Source organism: Arthrobacter sp. SAFR-044, from assembly GCF_051965175.1.
In the GTDB taxonomy this organism is placed as follows: Bacteria; Actinomycetota; Actinomycetes; order Actinomycetales; family Micrococcaceae; genus Arthrobacter.
The window spans coordinates 1-2,810 of sequence record NZ_JBQCMK010000029.1 but is presented as its reverse complement, the minus strand read 5'-3'; the positions used below and the strand labels follow the sequence as shown (position 1 = coordinate 2,810).

The following is a 2,810-nucleotide window of genomic DNA, read 5'->3' as shown; positions in this document are numbered from 1 at the left end:
ATCCTCGCCTGGGCCAACGGCGGCACCACAGGGATCAGCAACCTGGGACAGCCCTGCCCGAAACATCACAAACTTCGGCACAGCACCGGCTGGAAACCCACCCCTGCCACGAAGAATGAACCACCGGGCTGGACCTCACCCTCCGGCCGCCACTACCCGAGCGAACACCAGGACTGGGAACCACCGCGATGGCCCAGGGGACTGCCTTCGGGCGGTGTCGACGTCGTTCACCACAGCGGGTCGCCCTGGGAAGAGGCCCTTGAGCGGTTCCTGCGCGCCCACGCCTGACCGTCTTCGCGTGCTGCTGAAGGTGGCCTTCTGGTGGTGGTCGGGTGCCAGTGGAACTCGGCTGCTACTGGAGAAGGCCCAGCTGGTCCGGCGTATCCACATCTTCCCCGGTGGACTGATCGCTGCAGTCCACTTCATCCACCAGGTTCGGGTGTGAGCGCAGGAAGCCGCGCGCCCCGGCGTCGCCCGTCACCGTTGCGCATACGGCCTCCCGCAGGGAGGCGTCGATGAACAGGGGGTGCCCGCGGCGAAGCTGCCCCGATTGCCCGCGGTTGTCTCCGTGGCCGGCGTTGTCTTTGCGGCCGTGATGGTCCGGCAGCCCGCCCTCGGCGAATGCGCGGCGGTAAGCGGCGGCGGTGATCCGGCCCGTCCGGTGCCGGGCCAGCAACCGTGCCACCGTTTCACGGGTCAGTCCGGGCTGGTCCACAAGCGCTATCAAAAGGTGGCTTCCGGGATCCGCGGCTTGGTTTCCGAGGATGAACGAGCTGCCCATGCCCGTCTGCCACTCCGGGTTTTTCACTACCCGGAAGCGGTCGAGGCTGGCAACTGACTGAACTTCAGATGCTCCTGCCCCCAGGACCACCACCACTTCCCGGCAGCCGCCGTCGAGCAGTGTGTTGGCGACGGACTCCACCAGCGGTCGGCCCCGGTAGGGCAGCAGCGCCTTTGGTCCCAGTCCCAGGCGGGTGCCCGCTCCGGCCGCAAGGACGACGCCAGTCACCCCGCGGCCAGTCGGGCCTACGGGTCCGGGCGCGTCCGTCTTCTTCATAGCTGCACCCTAGCCAATGCCAAAGCGGTCGGGGCAGCCTCCCCCCGGAAACTGCCCCGACTCCTGCCGGCAGTGGTTCTCAGGCGTCCCCACCCGCGCCACCGGTGGTGCCGGCGTTCACGTCCAGGAGCTTGTAGCGGTCCATGGCGTATGACGGTGCGCCCTCCTCCACTTCGCCCCTCGCTGCGAGCATCTGCAGCGCTTTCACCACGATGGAGTGGGTGTCGTTCTTGAAGTAGCGGCGGGCTGCTGCGCGGGTGTCGGAGAAGCCGAAGCCGTCGGCGCCGAGGGTGGCGAATTCGTTGGGGACGAATTGCCGGATCTGGTCCGGGACGGCTTTCATGTAGTCGGAGACGGCGACGATGGGGCCGGTGGCGCCTTCGAGTTGCTGGGTGACGAACGGGACGCGGGCGGGCTGGCCGGGGTTGAGGAAGGCTTCCTCTTCGGCGGCGAGGCCGTCGCGGCGCAGTTCGTTCCAGGAGGTCACGGACCAGACGTCGGCGGAGACGTTCCAGTCATCGGCCAGCACGCGCTGGGCTTCGATGGCCCAAGGCACGGAGACGCCGGAGGCGAGGATCTGTGCCTTCGGTCCTTCTATACTCGACGCCGACACCCGGTAGATGCCGCCCAGCACACCCTGCACGTCGAGGTTCTCGGGTTCTGCGGGCTGGATGATGGGTTCGTTGTACACGGTGAGGTAGTACATGACGTTCTTATCGCCGTTGTGTCCTTCGGACCCGTCCCCGTACATGCGTTCCAGGCCTGAGCGGACGATGTGTCCGATTTCGTAGCCGTAGGCGGGGTCGTAGGTGAGGACGGCCGGGTTGGTGGAGGCCAGCAGGGGTGAGTGTCCGTCGGCGTGCTGGAGGCCCTCGCCGGTGAGGGTGGTCCGTCCTGCGGTGGCGCCGATGATGAACCCGCGGGTCATCTGGTCCCCGGCGGCCCAGAACGCGTCGCCGGTGCGCTGGAAGCCGAACATGGAGTAGAACACGTAGACCGGGACCAGGGGGACGCCGTGGGTGGCGTAGGAGGTTCCGGCGGCGGTGAATGCTGCCACGGCGCCGGCTTCGTTGATGCCCGGGTGGATCAGCTGCCCGGCGGGGGATTCCTTGTAGGCCAGGACCAGGTCCCGGTCCACGGACAGATAGTTCTGCCCTGCCGGGCTATAGATCTTCGCGGTCGGGAAGAATGCATCCATGCCGAAGGTGCGTGACTCGTCCGGCACGATGGGAACGATCCGGTTCCCGAACTTTTTGTCACGGAGCAAGTCCTTGAGCAGGCGCACAAATGACATGGTGGTGGCCGCCATCTGCTTTCCCGAGCCGCGCTTGGCCACCTCGTAGGATTTGGCGTCCGGAAGATCAACAGCCCCGGGTCCGCCGCGGCGCTCGGGAACAAAACCGCCCAGCACGCTCCGCCGTTCGAGGAGGTAGGCGATTTCGGGCGCATCGAGGCCCGGGTGGAAATAGGGCGGGCGGTAGGGGTCAGCGTCCAGCTGTTCATCCGAAATGGGAATGCGCAGGTAATCCCTGAAGTCCTTGAGATCCTCAACCGTCAGTTTCTTCATCTGATGCGTGGCATTCCGCCCCTCAAACCTTGGTCCGAGGCCGTAGCCCTTGACGGTGTGGGCGAGGATGACGGTGGGTTTGCCCTTGAACTCGGTGGCGGCCTTGTACGCGGCGTAGACCTTGCGGTAGTCGTGGCCGCCGCGCTTGAGGTTCCAGATCTGGTCATCGGTGAGGTCCGCGACGAG

General features: G+C 66.4%; 2 protein-coding genes and 1 pseudogene. 1 reads left to right on the top strand and 2 read right to left on the bottom strand.

Translation table 11 applies throughout. The annotated features are described in order from the left end of the window. A pseudogene (locus ACTHQS_RS20970) lies at nt 1-288 on the top strand (HNH endonuclease signature motif containing protein); the annotation flags it as partial. A 64-nt stretch (nt 289-352) separates the two neighbouring features. Here the strand turns inward: ACTHQS_RS20970 and nboR are convergent. Together nboR and ACTHQS_RS20960 are read right to left on the bottom strand one after the other, a co-directional pair. Beyond that, on the bottom strand, nt 353-1,057 hold the full coding sequence (gene nboR / locus ACTHQS_RS20965) for a nicotine blue oxidoreductase (RefSeq protein ID WP_440172720.1): 705 nt from the start codon (nt 1,055-1,057) through the stop codon (nt 353-355). Nucleotides 1,058-1,136: 79 nt separating this feature from the next. After that, the coding region (locus tag ACTHQS_RS20960; protein WP_440172718.1) for a transketolase-like TK C-terminal-containing protein at nt 1,137-2,810 on the bottom strand (1,674 nt) is incomplete at its 5' end.